This is a genomic window from Klebsiella pneumoniae complex sp. WS1778 (assembly GCF_049472055.1).
In the GTDB taxonomy this organism is placed as follows: Bacteria; Pseudomonadota; Gammaproteobacteria; order Enterobacterales; family Enterobacteriaceae; genus Klebsiella; species Klebsiella quasipneumoniae.
Genome location: NZ_JBKGTJ010000001.1, coordinates 1,140,370 through 1,158,248, shown reverse-complemented (window position 1 = coordinate 1,158,248; position 17,879 = coordinate 1,140,370). Strand labels below are relative to the sequence as shown.

At 62.2% G+C, this 17,879-nt stretch carries 16 protein-coding genes; 13 read left to right on the top strand and 3 right to left on the bottom strand.

The window, feature by feature from the left end; all coding sequences use genetic code 11:
- Positions 1-2: 2 nt before the first annotated feature.
- Both fdhF and ACLEXF_RS05960 read right to left on the bottom strand, forming a co-directional pair.
- A complete protein-coding gene (gene fdhF / locus ACLEXF_RS05965) occupies positions 3-2,153 on the bottom strand; it encodes a formate dehydrogenase subunit alpha (protein WP_423265745.1) in 2,151 nt (716 codons plus the stop codon).
- Positions 2,154-2,399: 246 nt separating this feature from the next.
- Positions 2,400-3,479, bottom strand: a complete 1,080-nt coding sequence (locus ACLEXF_RS05960; RefSeq protein ID WP_004203019.1) for a malate/lactate/ureidoglycolate dehydrogenase — start codon at positions 3,477-3,479, stop codon at positions 2,400-2,402.
- Between the two features lie 303 nt (positions 3,480-3,782).
- On the opposite strand from ACLEXF_RS05960, the gene ACLEXF_RS05955 reads away from it, so the two are divergent.
- The 3 genes from ACLEXF_RS05955 (at position 3,783) to ACLEXF_RS05945 (ending at position 7,778) form a co-directional block, all read left to right on the top strand.
- Entirely contained in the window at positions 3,783-4,871 is a 1,089-nt protein-coding gene (locus ACLEXF_RS05955; RefSeq protein ID WP_423265744.1) for an ABC transporter substrate-binding protein, read from the top strand.
- Between the two features lie 74 nt (positions 4,872-4,945).
- The gene (locus ACLEXF_RS05950) at positions 4,946-6,715 is read left to right on the top strand and encodes an ABC transporter permease (protein ID WP_004189548.1); all 1,770 of its coding nucleotides are present in this window, start codon (positions 4,946-4,948) and stop codon (positions 6,713-6,715) included.
- Positions 6,708-7,778: an ABC transporter ATP-binding protein gene (locus ACLEXF_RS05945; RefSeq protein WP_043519856.1), complete on the top strand. Its 1,071-nt coding sequence runs from the start codon at positions 6,708-6,710 to the stop codon at positions 7,776-7,778. The genes ACLEXF_RS05950 and ACLEXF_RS05945 overlap by 8 nt, the downstream gene beginning before the upstream one ends.
- Before the next feature lie 7 nt (positions 7,779-7,785).
- Here ACLEXF_RS05945 and ACLEXF_RS05940 read toward each other — a convergent pair whose 3' ends face one another.
- Positions 7,786-8,157: a VOC family protein gene (locus tag ACLEXF_RS05940; RefSeq protein ID WP_004203014.1), complete on the bottom strand. Its 372-nt coding sequence runs from the start codon at positions 8,155-8,157 to the stop codon at positions 7,786-7,788.
- 501 nt (positions 8,158-8,658) lie between these two features.
- On the opposite strand from ACLEXF_RS05940, the gene ACLEXF_RS05935 reads away from it, so the two are divergent.
- From ACLEXF_RS05935 to ACLEXF_RS05890, 10 genes are all read left to right on the top strand, one after another.
- A complete protein-coding gene (locus ACLEXF_RS05935) occupies positions 8,659-9,414 on the top strand; it encodes a gluconate 2-dehydrogenase subunit 3 family protein (RefSeq protein ID WP_017899589.1) in 756 nt (251 codons plus the stop codon).
- A gap of 2 nt (positions 9,415-9,416) precedes the next feature.
- Positions 9,417-11,201 carry a GMC family oxidoreductase gene (locus ACLEXF_RS05930; protein ID WP_002908285.1) on the top strand — a complete coding sequence of 595 codons (1,785 nt, stop codon included), beginning with the start codon at positions 9,417-9,419 and terminating at the stop codon, positions 11,199-11,201.
- Between the two features lie 10 nt (positions 11,202-11,211).
- Complete coding sequence (locus ACLEXF_RS05925; RefSeq protein ID WP_004217197.1) at positions 11,212-12,552, top strand: c-type cytochrome; 1,341 nt, start codon at positions 11,212-11,214, stop codon at positions 12,550-12,552.
- 83 nt (positions 12,553-12,635) lie between these two features.
- Positions 12,636-13,259: a cytochrome c biogenesis heme-transporting ATPase CcmA gene (ccmA, locus tag ACLEXF_RS05920; protein WP_032456218.1), complete on the top strand. Its 624-nt coding sequence runs from the start codon at positions 12,636-12,638 to the stop codon at positions 13,257-13,259.
- A complete protein-coding gene (gene ccmB, locus ACLEXF_RS05915; RefSeq protein ID WP_043519859.1) occupies positions 13,256-13,915 on the top strand; it encodes a heme exporter protein CcmB in 660 nt (219 codons plus the stop codon). The genes ccmA and ccmB overlap by 4 nt, the downstream gene beginning before the upstream one ends.
- Before the next feature lie 49 nt (positions 13,916-13,964).
- The gene (locus tag ACLEXF_RS05910) at positions 13,965-14,702 is read left to right on the top strand and encodes a heme ABC transporter permease (protein ID WP_423265743.1); all 738 of its coding nucleotides are present in this window, start codon (positions 13,965-13,967) and stop codon (positions 14,700-14,702) included.
- Positions 14,699-14,929 (top strand): heme exporter protein CcmD, encoded by a 231-nt coding sequence (gene ccmD / locus ACLEXF_RS05905; protein WP_023286548.1) that lies wholly within the window; start codon positions 14,699-14,701, stop codon positions 14,927-14,929. Before ACLEXF_RS05910 ends, ccmD begins: the two co-directional genes overlap by 4 nt.
- Positions 14,913-15,371: a cytochrome c maturation protein CcmE gene (gene ccmE, locus ACLEXF_RS05900; protein ID WP_004143391.1), complete on the top strand. Its 459-nt coding sequence runs from the start codon at positions 14,913-14,915 to the stop codon at positions 15,369-15,371. The genes ccmD and ccmE overlap by 17 nt, the downstream gene beginning before the upstream one ends.
- A complete protein-coding gene (locus ACLEXF_RS05895) occupies positions 15,368-17,320 on the top strand; it encodes a heme lyase CcmF/NrfE family subunit (RefSeq protein ID WP_407259762.1) in 1,953 nt (650 codons plus the stop codon). Before ccmE ends, ACLEXF_RS05895 begins: the two co-directional genes overlap by 4 nt.
- Positions 17,317-17,871, top strand: coding sequence for a DsbE family thiol:disulfide interchange protein (locus ACLEXF_RS05890; protein WP_004202997.1), 555 nt, complete (start codon positions 17,317-17,319; stop codon positions 17,869-17,871). Before ACLEXF_RS05895 ends, ACLEXF_RS05890 begins: the two co-directional genes overlap by 4 nt.
- The last annotated feature ends 8 nt before the right edge of the window (positions 17,872-17,879 follow it).

The window sequence follows — 17,879 nt, the reverse complement described above, 5'->3', positions numbered from 1 at the left end:
GGTCAGACGTCGGCGGCGGCTTTCAGTCGCGCCTTCATGTCGCTGTAGGCCGTCCAGGCATAGCGCTCCGCCCACTGCTGGTCGGCTATCGCTTCCACTTTCACCGCACAGTATTTGGTTTCCGGCGTTTTGGAGATCGGATCGAGGTTATCCTGGGTCAGCTCATTGCAGGCGCCCACCCACCACTGATAGGTCATATAGACCGCGCCCGGGTTGATGCGATCGCTGAGGTCGGCGCGGGTGATGACTTTCCCGCGTCGGGAGCTGACCCACACCAGCTGTTTGTCAGCGATCCCCAGCCGTTGCGCATCCACCGGATTTATCTGCACCCGTCCCGGCTCGTCGGCCAGCGACTGCAGCGCGGCGCAGTTGCCGGTCATCGAGCGGCAGGAGTAGTGCCCCACCTCCCGCACCGTGCAGAGCACCAGCGGCCATTCATCATCCGGACGCTCCGCCGGCGCGCGCCAGGCGGTGGCGAACAGCTGCCCTTTACCCGATGGGGTGTCGAAGCGGTTGTCTTTATACAGCCACGGCGTGCCGGGGTGGTCGAGGGTCGGGCACGGCCACTGAACATGGCCCATATCGCCCATTTTCTCCCAGGTCACGCCGTAGAAAAGCGGGCAGAGCTCGCGCATCTCGTCCCAGATCTGCTGGTTGTTCTCATAGTGCATCGGATAGCCCATTTCGCTGGCCAGCAGACTGATGATCTCCCAGTCGCGCTTCACATTCCCCGCCGGAGGGATTGCCTGTTCAAACCGCTGAAACCCGCGGTCGGCGCAGGTGAAGACGCCACCGTGCTCGCCCCAGGAGGTGGCCGGCAGCAGGACATCGGCAATCTCCGCCGTTTTGGTCATGAAGATATCCTGCACCACCACGAAGTCCAGCGCCTCGATGCCTTTGCGCACCAGGCCGAGGTCGGCTTCGGTCTGCAGCGGATCTTCGCCCATGATGTAGTAGGCTTTGATCTCGCCGGTCAGCGCTTTATGCGGCACTTCGGTGATGCGGGTGCCGACCTGGTCATCCATCTGCGCCGGGTCGATCCCCCAGGCGGCGGCGAATTTGGCCCGCACGACGGGGTCGGTGACCTCCTGATAGCCGGGGAACAGGTTCGGCAGAACGCCCATATCGCAGGCACCCTGCACATTGTTTTGTCCACGAACCGGGCCCACGCCGACGTTCGCCCGCCCCAGGTTGCCGGTGAGCAGCGCCAGGCTTGCCAGGCCGCGCACCACGTCCACCGCCTGGCCAAACTGGGTGACCCCCATGCCCCACATAATGGTGGCGGAAGGGGCGGCGGCAAACATGCGCATCGCCTCGCGAATTGCCTGCGCGCTGACCCCGACAATCTCTTCCACTGCTTCCGGGGCGTAATCCTTCACCGCCTCGCGGTAGGCGTCCAGCCCTTCGGTGTAGCGTTCGACATAGGCTTTGTTGTACAGCTCCTCCTCCAGCAGGACATAGCCGAAGGCGTTCACCAGCGCCATATTGCTGCCGTTGTTGAGCTGCAGATGACGGTCGGCTATGCGTGCGGTTTCAATGCGTCGCGGATCGCAGACGATGATCTTAGCGCCGTTTTCCCGGGCTTTGATCACCCGGCGGGCGACGATGGGATGGGAGTCGGCGCAGTTGTAGCCAAAGACCAGCAGGCACTTCGAGTTTTCGATGTCGCTTATCGAGTTGCTCATCGCCCCGTTGCCCAGCGCCTGCTGTAGCCCGGCGACGGAAGGGCCGTGGCAGACGCGGGCGCAGCAGTCGACGTTATTGGTGTTCAGCACCGCGCGGGCGAACTTTTGCATCACATAGTTGGTTTCGTTGCCGGTGCCGCGCGAGGAGCCGGTGGTCATGATGGCGCGCGGGCCATGCTTCTCTTTGATCTCCCTGAGCTTGCTGGCGGTATAGCGAATCGCCTCCTGCCAGCTGACCGGCGTAAAGGCGCCGCCTTTCTGGTAGCGGATCATCGGTTGTTTAAGACGGGGCGTCAGGAGCTGCGTGTCGTTCAGAAAATCCCAGCCGTAATAGCCTTTCAGGCACAGCTGGTTCTGGTTGGTGACGCCGTCGGCGGCTTCCGCGCGAATGATTTTATTGTTGTCGACAACCAGTTTAAGTTTGCAACCCGCCCCGCAGTAGGGGCACACGCTCGTGATTTTTTTCATCAGTAACAGACCTGTTAACAGTGAACAGAGGATCGCTGTCGCGCCGGGCCCGACGGGCAACGATCGCGGTATCGCCTGGTGGTGATGCGGACGCAGGCCCGCTGCGCTATGCAGGTCTTGTGCCAGATTTTAATTTGTTGATTTATAATGAAAAATTTCAGATGGATGATGACGGGAGCGTGACCTCGTCACTAATGACGATGACGCAGAGCGCCGACGTCAGACGCTCTGCGGGGGAAAACGCCGCTACGCGAGAGGGCGGCAGCGGGTGATATGCGACTCGCTCAGGCCGACGTCGCGCGCGGCGGCGCAGATTGCCTGCCAGCTGCCCGCATCCAGCGGGATCCCCTCGGCCAGGCGCGCTTCGCGGTTGGCGGCTTCCCATTCGCCGGGGGCCAGCACCGGGGCATCGGGATCGTGCGGCGACTGTTTACACCATGCGATAAAGGCCTCCGTCTGCGCCTGGCTGTCCGGGGCATCGAACGCGTCCGGGCGCAGGATCACGGTGGTCATGCAGTTAAAGATGGCGTCGACGCTGGTCTGCAGGCTTTCCTGATGGGTGGTTTGCCCCCCGGAGAGCGCGCCGCCGAGCACTTCGCACAGCGTCGCCAGGGCATAGCCTTTGTGCTGGGCGAAGGTGAGCAGGGCGCCCAGCGGCGAGGTTTGCATCACCGCCGGGTCGGTGGTGGGCAACCCCTCGGCGTCGATCAGGCAGCCGGGGGCCACGGCTTCCCCTTTGTGCCAGGCGACGCGGGTTTTTCCAAAGGCGATGGCGCTGGTGGCGTAGTCCAGCAGCAGCGGCGGATGGCCCTCTCGCGGAAACACCACGCACAGGGGGTTGGTGCCGAAGCGACTGTCTTTTCCGCGGAACGGAGCGACCATCGGGTCGCCGATTACGCTGACGAAGTGAATGGAGATCAGTCCGGCGGCGGCGCACTGCTCGGCCCAGTAGCCGATGCGCCCGACGTGATGCGCATTGCGCAGGGCGATAGCCGCCATGCCGTGCTGCTTCGCCTTTTCGATACCTAACTGCATCGCTTCGTGGGCGACTACCTGGCCGAAGCCGGCGTTGCCGTCGAGGGTGACCACGGCGCCGGCATCTTTGGTGACCGTGGCGTGGCGGTTGAGCTGCAGAAAACCGCCGGCATGGGATTTCACATAGCTTGGGATCATCCCGACGCCATGGGAGTCATGCCCGGCCAGGTTGGCGGCGATCAGGTGGTCGGCGACCAGCGTCGCTTCTTCTGAGCGGCTGCCGAGATGGGTAAACAGTGAGACGACAAACTGATGCAGATCCGTCGCCAGAAAGCGGTGTCCTGTTGGCACTGATTCTCTCCTGTAGTCTGTTGTTATTTTGTTATGTTTGCCGTTTTATGCTGCGCCGCCCGGCGCAGAAGGTCAAGGGCGGGGGCTCCGGGCGTCACGCCACTGCGCCAGCGTCTGCGTTATACGCCAGACGATAAAAAACCGGTCCGCGATCGCGTTTTAATTAACGTCATAAACACCACATTTTTAAATTCTGCCACTGTCACAAAAGCCAGAAAAAAGCCAGCCCCGGCGTTGCAAGGGCAGCTGATACCACTATATGTTAAATTTGTGTTTATTAATTGATGATTAAAGGTTGGTATCATGTATAAGAAAATAAGTGGTTTAGTGGTTTCACTGACGGCCGTTTTCGCCTGTGCCGCCTGGGCGGAGGTGCCTGCGGGCTATCCGGCGGATTATCAAAAAACGGTTGATGCCGCCGTCAAAGAGGGCAAGGTGGTGATCTATTCCACAACCGATACCAAAGCCGCCGGGCCGTTAATTAAAGGATTCGAAGCGCAATATCCGGGCGTCAAAGTCGAATATAACGACATGAACAGCACCGAGCTGTATAACCGCTATATCAGCGAGCAGGCCGCCGGGGGCGGCAGCGGGGACGTGGTGTGGAGCTCATCGATGGATACGGCGCTGAAATTAGCCACCGAATACGCGGAACAATATGCCTCGCCGGAGGTGAAGCAATTGCCCGACTGGGCGGTGTGGCAGCAGAAAGCCTATGGCACCACCTACGAGCCGGTGGTATTTATCTATAACAAACGGCTGATCCCGCAGAATGAGGTTCCGGATTCGCATACCGCGCTGGCAAAATTGATCCCCAGCCAGGCCGATAAATTTAAAGGCAAAGTCACCACCTACGATATCGAAAAATCGGGCCTCGGCTTTATGCTGGCGGTGCAGGACAGCCAGGCCGACGCGAACTATTTTACCGACCTGGCGAATATCGCCAAAGGCGGCCTGACGGTGCAGTCTTCCACCGGAACGATGATGGAGCGCGTCTCCTCTGGCGAAAACCTGATCGGCTATAACATCCTTGGCTCCTATGCGGAAGCGCGGGCGAAAAACGATCCCTCTTTAGGCATTGCCTATCCGAAAGATTACGTGCTGGTGCTCTCCCGCGTCTCGTTTATTAGCCAGGAGAGCGAACATCCCAATGCGGCAAAATTGTGGCTGGACTATGTCCTGTCGGAAAAAGGCCAGCAGATCCTCGCCAGTCAGGCGGATATTCCCTCTATTCGTCGCGATATTGAAGGCAAAAATGATATCGACGGCATGACCGCGCTGCTGGGCAAAGCGTTAAAACCGATCCCGGTCAACGAAACGCTGCTGGATTATTTACAGCCGCAAAAACGTCTGCAGTTTATTAAACAATGGCGCAGCGCCGCCGCGAAATAATCCTCCCCCGGGGCATCGCCGATGCCCCTTATTCACACCCGGCGGGTTTATTCACCTGACCAAAGGGATGAACCATGAATGTATTACGCAGAAAGTGGCAGGGGCTGCCGCGCGGCGTGGTGGTGTGCATCACGGCGCTGGTGATTTATGTCCCGCTGTTATTTATTGTGGTGCAGAGTTTTCTCTCCGCGCCGTTCTTTTCCCGCTCCAAATCCTGGAGCCTGGAAGCCTTCGCCTTTATTTTTACCGACCCGGATTTTTATCTGGCGTTAAGGTCAGGCTTTATTCTGGCCTTTGGTCTGGTGATTATCGCCATTCCACTGGGCGGTATTTTGGCCTTTCTGATGGTACGCACCGATTTACCCGGCCGGCGGTTCATTGAGCCGCTGATCCTGGTGCCGATCTTCGTCTCGCCGATGGTGCTGGGCTTTGGCTACGTGGTGGCCGCCGGGCCGGTAGGCTTCTTTTCCCAGTGGGCACAGCAGCTGATCGGCTTTGTGCCGTGGAATATCTACTCGATGTTCAGCATTGTGGTCATCGCCGGCTTAACCCACGTTCCGCACGCCTATCTTTATATCTCTTCGGCGCTGCGCAGCGTCGGTTCCGACGTGGAAGAGGCGGCGCGCACCGTCGGCGCCACGCCGCTGCAGGTGATGACCTCGGTGAGTCTGCCGATGGTGCGGCCGTCCATTCTTTACGCCTGCGTGCTGCTCTTCTTCCTCGGTCTGGAGGTTTTCGGTCTGATGCTGGTGCTGGGCGACCCCGAGGGCAACATGGTGCTGGCGACCTATCTCTACAAGCTGACCAACAAGCTCGGCACCCCCTCCTACCATCTGATGGCGGCGGTGGCGGTGGTGCTGATCTGCATCACCATCCCGCTGGTGATGCTCCAGAGGCGGCTGATGCGCACCGCCAACCGCTTTGTCACCATGAAGGGCAAGGCGTCGCAGGCGCGGGCGCTGCCGCTGGGTAAATGGCGTTGGGTGGCCGGGGCGGTGGTGGTGGCCTGGCTGACGGTGACCATCGGCGTGCCGCTGCTCGGCGTGGCGCTGCGGGCCTTTATCTCCAACTGGGGCGTCGGCGTGTCGCTGTGGGATGAGCTGTCGCTGACGACGTTCCACAATATCTGGCAGCAGCCCAACCTGCTGCGGGCAATCGTCAACTCGATGGCTATCGGCATCGTCGGCGGCGCGCTGGCGGTGATCTGCTATCTGTTTGTCGGTATCGCCATGCACCGCAAAGCGGACAACGTCACCCGCTTTCTTGATTACAGCGTACTGGTCCCGCGCGCGGTGCCGGGGCTGCTGGCCGGTCTGGCCTTCCTGTGGGTGTTCCTGTTTGTGCCGATGTGGCTCGATCAGTCGCTGAAGCACGGCTGGCTCTCGGCGCTGCCGGTGGCCGACTGGCTGCGGGAGCACCTTATCGTGCAGCTGCGCGCGCTGCGCAACACCATCTTCAGCGTCTGGCTGGCCTACACCGTGGTATGGATGGCTTATGGCCTGCGGCTCATCTCTTCGACGCTGCTGCAGGTGGGCCCGGAGCTGGAGGAGGCGGCGCGCAGCACCGGCGCCTCGCGGGGGCAGATCACCCGCCACGTCACCGTCCCGCTGTCGCGCTATGGGCTGATTGGCTCCTGGCTGCTGATGTTCCTGATCTTTGAGCGCGAATATTCCACCGGCGTCTATCTGCTGTCGCCGGGTACCGAAACCATCGGCTCGATGCTGGTGTCGCTGTGGGCGGCGGGGGCCATCGATATCGTCGCGGCGCTCTCCTTTATCAATATTCTGCTGGTGGTGATTGGCCTTGGCATCGCCCTGCGCTTTGGAGTGAAATTACATGATTGAGTTATCGGTAGAAAATCTGCATCTCACCTATGGCGACAACCCGGTGCTGAAAGGGGTGTCGATGACGCTCGGCCGGGGAGAGGTGGTGTCGTTGCTGGGGCCTTCGGGAAGCGGCAAAACCACGCTACTGCGGGCGGTGGCCGGGCTGGAAAAACCGACGAGCGGACGGATCGCCATCGGCAACCGCACGGTGTACGACGGCACGCCGCGCAGCGAGATCCCGGCCGAAGAGCGTAACCTCGGGCTGGTGTTCCAGTCCTATGCCCTGTGGCCGCACAAAACGGTGTTCGACAACGTGGCCTATCCGCTGAAGCTGCGTAAAGTGGCCGCCGGGGAGATAAAAGAGCGGGTGCAGCGCGTGCTGGATCAGCTGGGGCTGGGGCACCTTGGCAACCGCCATCCGCACCAGCTCTCCGGCGGCCAGCAGCAGCGGGTGGCCATCGGCCGGGCGCTGGTCTACAACCCGCCGGTGATCCTGCTGGATGAGCCGCTCTCCAACCTTGATGCCAAGCTGCGCGAAGAGGCGCGGGTGTTTCTGCGCGAGCTGATCGTCAAGCTGGGCCTGTCGGCGCTGATGGTCACCCACGATCAGAATGAGGCGATGGCCATCTCGGATCGTATTCTGCTGCTGAACAATGGCGTCATCGAGCAGCAGGGGACGCCGCAGGAGATGTATGGCAGCCCGGCGACGCTGTTCGCCGCCGAGTTTATGGGCAGCAATAACCGCCTGCACGGCAAGGTAATGGCGCTGGAGAACGGCAGGGCGCGGATCGAAGGCGCCAGCTGGAGCCTGTGGGGGCGAGCGGGCGAGGGGGTTAGCGTCGGCGAGCCGGCGACGGCGGTGATCCGCGTGGAGCGCCTGCGTCTGGACGGCGCGGCGCAGGATAACAGTCTCCAGCTACCGCTGCTGACCAGCATGTACCTCGGCGACCGCTGGGAGTACCTGTTCCGCACCGAGGGCGACGATTTCCCGCTGCGCGCCTACGGAACGGCGCTGCGCGATGCCGAACACTGTCATCTGACGCTCCCGGCGGAGGATGTGTGGATTTTTCCGCAGCGGTAACCGCTGGTTAAGACGCCAGATGGCACACGGCTTCAATATTGTGCCCGTCTGGCGCAATCACAAAGGCGGCGTAATAACTGGCGTGGTAGTTTGGTCGTAACCCCGGCGCGCCGTTGTCCTTTCCTCCGGCGGCCAGCGCCGCCTGCCAGAAGGCGTCGACCTGTTCGCGGCTGTCGGCGCGAAAGGCGATATGCAGCGGCGCCGGTTTGTCCGCACTTTGATAGAGACACAAAGAGACATCGCCGCTGCCGGCCAGCTCTGCGCCGTAGGTCGGCTCGCCTTCGCCGACCAGCGTTACGCCAAGCGGGGCAAGGGCTTGTAAAAAGAACGCTTTGCTCGCGGCATAATCACTGACGCCGAATTTCACATGATCGAACATATCTTCTCTTCTCCTGTGGACGGGATATCGCCAGCCGAACGCGTTAGCCGGGAAATAGATGCAAAATAGTTAACAACGGTTATTAACTTTTTTAACAGCTCAAAATGTTTAATTATTCCTAATACGAGTATTTACAGACGTTTAATCTGCCATGTACCATAAACAAAAAATAACATTTGTGATACAAGTCACTCTTTTTTGGCGCATGGGTAAGCTCAGCGCGGTGTGAACGCCGCCGGTTTACCGCCTCAAGGTTATGGCAGCACCCTTCTCACGATGACATTCCGGTGAATTTCTCTCCGATTTCCCGCGTTTCGTTGAGAATCGTCTACTATCCAAACGATAACCCTATAAATGATATCGCCTCTGGCGATGTTTTATCCGACTTGCCGGGCCGGGCCAGACGCTAAGCGGTTTAAAAGCGCAATGGTATCGGTTCCAGCACGACATTCACTGGTTTTGTCAGCGACAAAAACAGTAATTTTCAATGACAGGAATGTGATGATGTCGAGCGAGAAAACCAACAATTCCAGGCGTGATTTCCTGGTGAAGTCGATGGCGCTGATCCCGACGGTGGTGATCGGCGGCGCGGGAGCAGGGGCCATTGGCGTGGCCACCAGCGCGACCGCGCAGGCGGCCCCCGCTTCAGAGCCAGCCTCCGGGAACACGGCGGCGGCCAGCGACTGGAAGCCGCAGTTCTTCAACGATCGTGAGTGGGCGTTTATCAACGCCGCCGTCGCGCGCCTGATCCCAGCGGATGAACTTGGCCCCGGCGCTAAAGAGGCCGGCGTGCCGGAGTTTATCGACCGCCAGCTCAATACCCCTTACGCTACCGGCTCCATCTGGTATATGCAGGGGCCCTTCAACCCCGACGTGCCGAAAGAGATGGGCTATCAGCTGCCGCTGGTGCCCAAACAGATCTATAACCTCGGGATCGCCGACGCCGAGGCGTGGTGTCAGGACAAGTATCACAAGACCTTCGCTGAACTGAGCAACGAGCAACAGGACGAGGCGCTCGGCCTGTGGGAATCCGGCAAAGCCGAGTTCAAACAGCTTCCGGCCTCGCTGTTCTTCACCTATCTGCTGCAGAACACCCGAGAAGGCTTCTTCAGCGACCCGATCCATGGCGGTAATAAAGGCATGGTCGGCTGGACGCTGATTAATTTTCCCGGCGCGCGCGCCGACTTTATGGACTGGGTTGAACGGGGCGAACGCTACCCCTTCCCGCCGGTATCAATTAATGGGGAGAGGGCGTAATCATGGCCACCGTATTGAAAAAAACCGATGTCGCGATCGTCGGCTTCGGCTGGGTTGGGGCGATCATGGCCAAAGAGCTGACCGAAGCCGGGCTCAACGTCGTGGCGCTGGAGCGCGGCCCGATGCGCGACACCTGGCCGGACGGCGCCTATCCGCAGGTTATCGATGAGCTGACCTACAACATCCGCCGCAAGCTGTTCCAGGATCTGTCGAAAAGCACCGTCACCATCCGCCATAACACCAGCCAGCAGGCGGTGCCGTATCGCCAGCTGGCGGCTTTCCTGCCGGGTACCGGCGTGGGTGGGGCCGGGCTGCACTGGTCCGGCGTCCATTTCCGCGTCGATCCCATCGAACTGCGGATGCGCAGCCACTATGAAGAGCGCTACGGCAAAAACTTCATTCCCCAGGATATGATCATCCAGGATTTCGGCGTCACCTACGACGAGCTGGAACCGTTCTTCGATAAAGCGGAGAAAGTGTTCGGCACCTCCGGGACCGCCTGGTCGATCAAAGGCAAGGTCGTCGGTAAAGGCCGCGGCGGCAACGCTTTCGCCCCGGACCGCTCAGACGACTTCCCGCTGCCGGCGCAGAAAAACACCTGGTCAGCGCAGCTGTTTGAAAAAGCGGCGCTCGAGGTGGGTTACCATCCCTACAACCTGCCGTCGGCCAACACCTCCGACTCCTATACCAACCCCTATGGCGCGCAGATGGGTCCGTGCAACTTCTGCGGTTTCTGCAGCGGCTACGCCTGCTACATGTACTCTAAAGCCTCGCCGAACGTGAACATCCTGCCGGCGCTGCGCCAGGAAAAACGCTTTGAGCTGCGGACCAACGCCAACGTGCTGAAGGTCAACCTGACTGACGACAAATCCCGCGCCACCGGCGTGACCTACGTCGACGGCCAGGGGCGCGAAATGGAGCAGCCGGCGGACCTGGTGATCATCGGCGCCTTCCAGTTCCATAACGTGCACCTGATGCTGCTCTCCGGGATCGGTAAACCGTACAATCCGGAGACCGGCGAAGGGGTGGTGGGGCGTAACTTCGCCTACCAGAACATGACCACCATCAAGGCCATTTTCGACAAAGACACTTATACCAACCCGTTTATCGGCGCGGGCGGCAACGGCGTCGGCGTCGACGACTTCAACGCCGACAACTTCGACCACGGCGCGGCCGGCTTTGTCGGCGGTTCGCCGTTCTGGGTCAACCAGGCCGGGACCAAGCCCATCTCCGGTTTCCCGGTACCGCCGGGCACCCCGGCGTGGGGCAGCAAGTGGAAAGCGGCGGTGGCCGATACCTACACCCATCACCTGTCGATGGATGCCCACGGCGCGCATCAGTCCTATCGGCAGAACTACCTCGATCTTGATCCGAACTACAAAAACGTCTTTGGCCAGCCGCTGCTGCGCATGACCTTCGACTGGCAGGAAAACGACATCAAGATGGCGCAGTTTATGTTCGATAAGATGGCGCCGATCGCCAAAGCGATGAAGCCGAAATATATCCTCGGCAGCCCGAAAAACGCCAACAGCCACTTTGATACCACCACCTACCAGACCACCCATATGAACGGCGGAGCGGTGATGGGGGAAGATCCGAAAACCAGCGCCGTTAACCGTTATCTGCAAAGCTGGGACGTGCATAACGTCTTCGTCATCGGCGCCTCCGCTTTCCCGCAGGGGCTGGGCTATAACCCAACCGGCACGGTGGCCGCGCTGGCCTACTGGTCAGCGAAGGCGATCCGCGAGCAGTATCTGAAAAATCCGGGTCCCCTGGTGCAGGCATAAAGGAAGGCAGATGATGAAAATGCAATGGTTATCGGCCCTGGTGCTTGGGGCATTGAGCTGCGCAGCCTTCGCCGAAGAGGCGCCTGCGGACAGCAATCTGATTAAGCAAGGGGAGTATCTGGCGCGGGCGGGGGACTGTGTCGCCTGCCACACCAACGGCAAAGCGGGCAAACCTTTCGCCGGCGGTCTGCCGATGGAGACGCCGATCGGCACCATCTACTCCACCAATATCACGCCGGATAAAGAACACGGCATTGGCGGGTACACCTTCGAAGAGTTCGACGACGCGGTGCGCAAGGGCGTGCGGAAAGACGGTTCCACGCTCTACCCGGCGATGCCGTATCCCTCGTTCGCACGGATCAGCGAAGCGGACATGCGCGCCATGTACGCCTACTTTATGCACGGCGTGGAGCCGGTGAATGTCGCCAACAAGGACACCGACATCCCGTGGCCGCTGTCGATGCGCTGGCCGCTGGCGTTCTGGCGCGGCATCTTCGCTCCGACGCCGAGCGACTTTGTTGCCAACCCGCAGGTTGACCCGGTGCTGGAGCGCGGCCGCTATCTGGTGGAAGGCCTGGGCCACTGTGGCGCCTGTCATACCCCGCGTAGCCTGACGATGCAGGAAAAAGCGCTCAGCGAAAGCGAAGGCGATGATTACCTGGCGGGCAGTAATGCGCCGATTGACGGCTGGGTTGCCTCCAGCCTGCGTGGCGAAAACCGCGACGGTCTGGGGACCTGGAGCGAAGCCGAGCTGGCCGAGTTCCTGAAAACCGGACGCAACGATAAATCGGTGGTCTTCGGCGGCATGAGCGATGTGGTGGAGCACAGTCTGCAGTATCTCTCTGATGACGACATCACCGCCATCGCCCGCTATCTGAAGTCGCTCCCGCCGCGCGGCGGCAAACAGACCCCAGCCCCGGTGGAAGACAGCGTGGCGAAAGATCTGTGGAAGGGTAACGACAGCAAAACCGGCGCCGCGCTGTACGTCGATAACTGCGCCGCCTGTCACCGTACCGATGGCGCGGGCTATAAACGCGCCTTCCCGTCGCTGAAGGGCAATCCGGTGGTACAGACCGAAGATGCCACTTCGCTTATCCACATTGTTCTGACCGGGAGCACCACGCCGGCGGTGAAAGATGCGGTCTCCAACCTGACCATGCCATCGTTCGGCTGGCGTCTGGACGACCAGCAGGTGGCGGATGTGGTCAACTTCATCCGCACCAGCTGGGGCAACAACGCGCCGGCGGTCAGCGCCAGCGATGTGGCGAAGGTGCGTAAGGAGACCGCGGCGCACGATGAGAAGGCGTTAGGCAACGCTGATATCTCGAAGCTGCCGGGGGCCGGACAGTAACCGTCAGGGTTGCGTCGCCCACGCGGCGCAACCCATACTTAGCCAGGACGTAAAATACTGTCTGAATCAAGGAGTTTGCCTTCATGCTGCATGCAGAGCGACTGACCTGCATCGTTGACGATCGACCGCTGTTTGCGGAGCTGACGCTGTCCCTTGCTGCCGGTGAGCTGCTGCAGGTCGCCGGTGATAACGGCGCGGGGAAAACCTCGCTGCTGCGGATCCTCTGCGGCCTGGCGCGCCCGGAAAGCGGCGGGGTGAGCTGGCAGGGCCAGCCGCTGGCGAAGGTCCGGGAGTCATTTCATCGTCAGCTGCTGTGGCTGGGCCATAAGCCCGGCGTTAACGCGGCGCTGACCGCCGATGAAAACCTGCGTTTCTTCTTTCCGGCCAGCCGCCTTCAGCAGCGGGAACGCGCCCTCGCCGCCGTCGGCCTGGCGGGCTATGAAGATCTCCCCTTGAGCCAGCTCTCCGCCGGGCAGCAGCGCCGGGTGGCGCTGACCCGCCTGTGGTTAACCGACGCGCCGCTGTGGATCCTCGATGAGCCGTTCACCGCCCTCGACGCCACAGCGATGGAAACCCTGACCCGACGCCTGGAGCAGCACGCCCGGCAGGGGGGAAGCGCGATCCTCACTACCCACCAGCCGCTGCGGCCGCTGCGCTGCCCGTTGCGCACCCTGCGCCTCGGCGGCGGCGACGGGAGGTGGCAATGATGCGGGCGCTGTTGGCCCGGGAACTGCGCCTGGCGTGGCGCAGCGGGGCGGAGATCCTCAATCCGCTCTGGTTCTTTCTGATCGTCATCACCCTGTTTCCGTTCGGCGTCGGCGCCGCGCCGCAGCTGCTGGCGCAGATTGCGCCGGGCGTGGTATGGGTCGCCGCGCTGCTGGCGGCGCTGCTGGTGATGGATCGGTTGTTTCGTGACGACTGGCAGGACGGCTCCCTGGAGCAGCTGTTGCTTCTGCCGACGCCGCTGGGGGCGGTGGTGCTGGTGAAGGTGGTCGCCCACTGGATGATGAGCGGCCTGCCGCTGCTGATCGTCTCTCCGCTGGCGGCGCTGCTGCTGGGGATGAGCGTGCACGATGCCGGCGTGCTGGCGCTGACCTTGCTGCTCGGCACCCCGACGCTCAGTTTTCTTGGCGCGGTGGGGGTTGGCCTGACGGTCGGCCTGAAGCGCGGCGGCGTCCTGCTGAGCCTGCTGGTGCTGCCGCTGGCGGTGCCGCTGCTGATTTTCGCCACCGCGGCCTGCCAGGCCGCCGCCGCCGGGCTCCCGGTCGGCGGTTATCTGGCGATGCTGGCGGCGTTCTTAACCGCCAGCGCCACCCTGTGTCCGTTCGCCACCGCCGCCGCGCTGCGGCTGACCGTGCAATAATTCGCTGCGCCTGTGGGCGCGGCCATCAAAACCGTGTGAGTAAGCGTCTATGTGGAAAGCGTTACATCAACTGGCGATCCCCGAGCGGCTGTACCGCCTGTGCGGATGCTGGATCCCCTGGCTGGCGGCGTTGAGCGCGCTGTTGCTGGTCATCGGCCTGGGATGGGGATTTGGCTTCGCCCCGGCGGACTATCAGCAGGGGGAGAGCTACCGGATCATGTATCTTCACGTCCCGGCGGCGATGTGGTCGATGGGGCTGTACCTGGCGATGGCCGTCGCGGCCTTCGTCGGGGTGGTCTGGCAGATCAAAATGGCCGATCTGGCGATTGCCGCCCTGGCACCGGTGGGGGCGGTCTGCACCCTGGTGGCGCTGGTCAGCGGCGCGGCGTGGGGCAAGCCAATGTGGGGAACCTGGTGGATCTGGGACGCCCGCCTGACCTCGGAGCTGGTGCTGCTGTTTCTGTATGCCGGGGTCATCGCCCTGTGGCACGCCTTTGACGACCGGCGGGTGGCCGGGCGCGCGGCGGGGATCCTCGTGCTGGTCGGGGTGGTCAATCTGCCCATCATTCATTACTCGGTCTACTGGTGGAATACCCTGCACCAGGGTTCGACCAACCTGCAGCAAACCATCGACCCGAGCATGCGTCTGCCGCTGCGGATCTGTATCTTTGCTTTCCTCGCGCTGTCGGTCACCCTGACCCTGATGCGCCTGCGTAACCTGATCCTGCAGCTGGAGCGTCGTCGACCGTGGGTGGTGGCGCTGGCTAACAAAGGAGCCGTCCGATGAGCCCCGCTTTTTCTTCGTTCGCCGCCTTCCTGAATATGGGCGGCTATGCCCAGTACGTCTGGCTGGCGGTGGCGGTGGCCGTCGCCGCCTTTGGCCTGCTGACGGTGCACACCCTGTGGGCGCGGCGGGCGCTATTCCATGAAGTGCGACGCCAGCAGGCGCGCGAGCGGCGGATCGCGGCTGCCCGCGAACATGACAAGGAGGCCGCGGATGCAAGCGCGTCGTAAAACCCGGCTGTATATCGTGCTGGCGGTGCTCGCCGGACTTGGGCTCACTGTCAGCCTGACGCTGTACGCCCTGAGCAGCAATATCGATCTGTTTTACACCCCGGGGGAAATTATCTACGGCAAAACGGAAACCCGGGCGCTACCTCATACCGGGCAGCGCCTGCGAGTGGGGGGCTACGTTCAGCCGGGCTCCCTGCAGCGCGACCCGCAAACCCTCGACGTGCGCTTTAAGCTGTATGACGCCCGCGGGGTGGTGGACGTTAGCTATAAGGGCATTCTGCCGGACCTGTTCCGTGAAGGGCAGGGCGTGGTGGCCCAGGGCGTGCTGGACGGCGAGCGGCATATTACCGCCCAGCAGGTGCTGGCCAAACATGATGAAAATTACACCCCGCCGGAGGTGAAAAACGCCATGACGCCGGAGAAAACGGGGGCGCAGCCATGATGCCGGAGCTGGGCAATTTTTTACTGTGTCTGGCGGCGGGTCTGGCGCTGCTCCTGAGCGTCTATCCCCTGTGGGGCGCGGCGCGGCAGGACCGGCGGCTGATGGTCCTGGCCCGGCCGCTGGCCTGTGGGCTGTTCGCCTGTATCGGCGGCGCCTTCCTGCTGCTGGTGCACGCCTTCGTGGTCAACGACTTTACCGTCCGCTACGTGGCGGAAAATTCCAACAGCGCGCTGCCGGTGTGGTATCGGGTGGCGGCGACCTGGGGGGCGCATGAGGGCTCGCTGCTGCTGTGGGTTCTGCTGCTCAGCGTCTGGACCTTCGCCGTCGCCCTCTTCAGCCGACGGATGCCGCTCGACGCCGTCGCCCGGGTGCTGGCGGTGATGGGGATGATCGCCTTGGGGTTCCTGCTGTTTATCCTCTTTACCTCCAACCCGTTCAGCCGCGGCCTGCCGCAGTACCCCATTGACGGCCGCGACCTTAATCCGCTGCTGCAGGATATCGGCATGATTTTTCATCCGCCGATCCTCTATATGGGTTACGTCGGCTTCTCGGTGGCTTTCGCCTTCGCCATCGCCTCGCTGCTGGCGGGCCGGCTGGATACTGCCTGGGCGCGCTGGTCGCGTCCCTGGACCCAGGCGGCATGGATGTTCCTCACTCTCGGCATCGTGCTGGGCTCGGCGTGGGCCTATTACGAACTGGGCTGGGGCGGCTGGTGGTTCTGGGACCCGGTGGAAAACGCCTCGTTTATGCCGTGGCTGGTGGGCACCGCGCTGCTGCACTCCCTGGCGGTGACCGAGAAGCGGGGCAGCTTCCGCGCCTGGACGGTGCTGCTGGCCATCGCCGCCTTCTCCCTGTGCCTGCTGGGCACCTTCCTGGTGCGCTCCGGGGTGCTGGTCTCGGTGCATGCCTTCGCCTCGGATCCGTCGCGCGGGCTGTTTATCCTGGCGCTGCTGATTGTCGCCATCGGCGGGTCGCTGCTGCTGTACGCCCTGAAGGGCGGCCGGGTGCGGGCGCGGGTGGAACATACCCTGTGGTCGCGCGAGTCGTTCCTGCTTGGCAACAATATTTTGCTGATGGCCGCGATGCTGGCGGTGCTCCTCGGAACGCTGCTGCCGCTGGTGCATAAAGAGCTGGGCCTCGGCAGCATCTCCATCGGCGAGCCGTTCTTCAATACCATGTTCACCGCCCTGATGGCGCCGTTTGCGCTGCTGCTGGGGCTGGGGCCGCTGATCCGCTGGCGGCGCGATGACATCGCCAGGCAGATTAAGCGCCTGATTATCGCCCTGGTTGTGACGTTGTCACTTTCTCTGGCGCTGCCGTGGCTGCTGCAGGATCGTATCACCGCCATGGCGGTCATTGGCCTGATGATGGCCCTGTGGGTGCTGATCTTCGCCCTGCTGGAGGTTCACGAACGGGCCACTCATCGCCACGGCTTCTGGCGCGGCCTGCGGACGCTGACCCGCAGCCAGTGGGGGATGGTGCTCGGTCACGTCGGCGTGGCGGTGACCGTTATCGGCATCACTTTTAGCCAGAACTACAGCGTGGAGCGCGATGTACGGATGCGCCCCGGCGACAGTATCGATATCCACCGCTATCACTTTGTGTTTAACGGCGTGCGCAATATCGTCGGCCCCAACTGGACCGGCGGCGAAGGCATTATCACCGTGACCCGCAGCGGACGCCCGGAAGCGACGCTGTATGCTGAGAAGCGCTTTTACACCGCCAGCCGGATGATGATGACCGAGGCGGCGATCAGCGGCGGGCTGACCCGCGATCTGTACGCCGCGCTGGGGGAAGAGCTGAGCGACGGCAGCTGGGCGGTGCGTCTGTACTACAAACCGTTCGTTCGCTGGATCTGGTACGGCGGGGTGCTGATGGCCCTCGGCGGTCTGTGCTGCATGCTCGACCCGCGCTATCGGATGCGTAAGAAACTGCAGGAGGCCTCATGAACCGGAAGCTGCTGTTTATCCCGCTGGCGCTGTTTCTGGCGCTGGCCGCCGCGCTGTTCTGGCAGCTGATGCGCAATGCCGATGGCGACGACCCGACGACCCTTGAGTCGGCGCTGATTGGCAAACCGCTGCCGGAGTTTCGCCTTGAAGCGCTGAATACCCCCGGTCAGACGCTGGACCGGCGGACGCTGATTGACGGCAAGCCGCTGCTGCTCAACGTCTGGGCCACCTGGTGCCCAACCTGTCGCGCCGAGCATCAGTTTCTCAACGGCCTGGCGCAGCAGGGCGTGCGGGTGGTGGGGATGAACTACAAAGACGATCGCCAGAAGGCGATGAGCTGGCTGCAGCGCCTGGGTAATCCGTACAGGCTGAGCCTGTACGACGGCAACGGCATGCTCGGCCTGGATCTGGGAGTTTATGGCGCGCCGGAGACGTTTCTCATCGACGGTCAGGGCATCATCCGCTGGCGGCACGCCGGCGACCTGAACGAACGGGTGTGGCGCGAGGAGCTCCAGCCGCTGTGGAATCAATACAACCGGGGGGCGGGCTGATGAGAGGG

Excerpts from the sequence above, each read along its gene's own strand:
- ccmA (WP_032456218.1), top strand. The coding sequence starts at position 12,636 with ATGCTGCATGCAGAGCGACTGACCTGCATCGTTGACGATCGACCGCTG.
- ACLEXF_RS05940 (WP_004203014.1), bottom strand. The coding sequence starts at position 8,157 with ATGTTCGATCATGTGAAATTCGGCGTCAGTGATTATGCCGCGAGCAAA.
- ccmD (WP_023286548.1), top strand. The coding sequence starts at position 14,699 with ATGAGCCCCGCTTTTTCTTCGTTCGCCGCCTTCCTGAATATGGGCGGC.
- ACLEXF_RS05890 (WP_004202997.1), top strand. The coding sequence starts at position 17,317 with ATGAACCGGAAGCTGCTGTTTATCCCGCTGGCGCTGTTTCTGGCGCTG.
- ccmE (WP_004143391.1), top strand. The coding sequence starts at position 14,913 with ATGCAAGCGCGTCGTAAAACCCGGCTGTATATCGTGCTGGCGGTGCTC.
- ACLEXF_RS05955 (WP_423265744.1), top strand. The coding sequence starts at position 3,783 with ATGTATAAGAAAATAAGTGGTTTAGTGGTTTCACTGACGGCCGTTTTC.
- ACLEXF_RS05930 (WP_002908285.1), top strand. The coding sequence starts at position 9,417 with ATGGCCACCGTATTGAAAAAAACCGATGTCGCGATCGTCGGCTTCGGC.
- ACLEXF_RS05910 (WP_423265743.1), top strand. The coding sequence starts at position 13,965 with ATGTGGAAAGCGTTACATCAACTGGCGATCCCCGAGCGGCTGTACCGC.
- ACLEXF_RS05895 (WP_407259762.1), top strand. The coding sequence starts at position 15,368 with ATGATGCCGGAGCTGGGCAATTTTTTACTGTGTCTGGCGGCGGGTCTG.
- ACLEXF_RS05945 (WP_043519856.1), top strand. The coding sequence starts at position 6,708 with ATGATTGAGTTATCGGTAGAAAATCTGCATCTCACCTATGGCGACAAC.
- fdhF (WP_423265745.1), bottom strand. The coding sequence starts at position 2,153 with ATGAAAAAAATCACGAGCGTGTGCCCCTACTGCGGGGCGGGTTGCAAA.
- ACLEXF_RS05935 (WP_017899589.1), top strand. The coding sequence starts at position 8,659 with ATGATGTCGAGCGAGAAAACCAACAATTCCAGGCGTGATTTCCTGGTG.
- ACLEXF_RS05950 (WP_004189548.1), top strand. The coding sequence starts at position 4,946 with ATGAATGTATTACGCAGAAAGTGGCAGGGGCTGCCGCGCGGCGTGGTG.
- ACLEXF_RS05925 (WP_004217197.1), top strand. The coding sequence starts at position 11,212 with ATGATGAAAATGCAATGGTTATCGGCCCTGGTGCTTGGGGCATTGAGC.
- ccmB (WP_043519859.1), top strand. The coding sequence starts at position 13,256 with ATGATGCGGGCGCTGTTGGCCCGGGAACTGCGCCTGGCGTGGCGCAGC.